Annotated in this window: 1 protein-coding gene and 1 pseudogene; one reads left to right on the top strand and one right to left on the bottom strand. The window is 46.3% G+C overall.

Annotated elements, in window-relative coordinates; genetic code table 11:
* Positions 1–68 precede the first annotated feature (68 nt).
* On the bottom strand, positions 69–581 hold the full coding sequence (locus tag HC175_RS15225; RefSeq protein WP_168139329.1) for a GreA/GreB family elongation factor: 513 nt from the start codon (positions 579–581) through the stop codon (positions 69–71).
* 75 nt (positions 582–656) lie between these two features.
* Between HC175_RS15225 and HC175_RS15220 the strand changes: the two are divergent.
* Positions 657–990: pseudogene (locus HC175_RS15220) on the top strand (glycosyltransferase); the annotation flags it as partial.

Raw genomic sequence — 990 nt, 5'->3', positions numbered from 1 at the left:
CAGCAGCTTTCCAATGGTGGTTTTTCCCGCGCCCGAGACTCCCATGACAATATAAACCTGCTGCCGCCTCATTCGTAGCTAATGTTCATGATTTCCAGCTCCTGTACAGCACCGCCCATTATTACCTTTACCACATCACCAATTTTACTGCCTGTGAGCCTCTTGGCAAGAGGCGCCAAAAATGCTATTTTACGCGCCTTAATATTTGCTTCATCTACTCCTACAATCTCAAAGGTTTGTTCCTGTCCTTCCTGGTTTCCGGTAAGGAATTTAAAAGTCACGGTCGCTCCAAACCTTACCTCGTCCCGGGCCTGTTCTTTGGGATCCAGGATCCTTGCCGAGGCAATTCGTTCGTTAAGCAGGTTCAGTTTTCCATCAATTATTGCCGTGGCATGTCTCCTGTCTTGATCGCTCGTAATATCCAGATCCTTTCGCTGCTCTTCGAGCGTTTCCCGTTCCTCCAGTAGTTGCCTGTGTCCCTGCGGAGTAACATAATTGGTCACTCCCGCCGGCAATGCAGCCCGTGGCGGAATAAATGGTGCCTCTTCCTGGTCTTCTTCCTTAACAAATCCGCGACTCATAGCTTTGTTTTTCTTAAAGGTCACAAATTACCCGCACAATTCAAAAAGTCTAACAAAACCTGTTAATTTTGGAGCATGTCCCGAAGGAAACTTTTAGTTATAGGTTATGTATGGCCGGAACCGAAGTCTTCAGCCGCAGGTGCAAGAATGATGCAGCTCCTGGAGTTCTTTCTTGCTGAAGATTATTCCATAACCTTTGCTACTACGGCTGCAAAGACAGAATTTATGACCGATCTTCCTTCCCTTGGAATTGCTACGGAAAAGATTGAACTCAATAACGAAAGCTTCGACCTTTTCCTGAAAAAGATCTCTCCCGAAATTGTCATTTTTGACAGGTTTATGATGGAAGAACAATTCGGGTGGAGAGTAGCTGAAGTTGTTCCGAATGCCCTTCGGATACTCGACACCG

The organism is Salinimicrobium oceani, assembly GCF_012037645.1.
This window is presented reverse-complemented; position numbering and strand designations above follow the sequence as displayed.

Bases quoted from the DNA above. Each gene is read 5' to 3' on its own strand.
- HC175_RS15225 (WP_168139329.1), bottom strand. From the start codon at position 581: ATGAGTCGCGGATTTGTTAAGGAAGAAGACCAGGAAGAGGCACCATTT.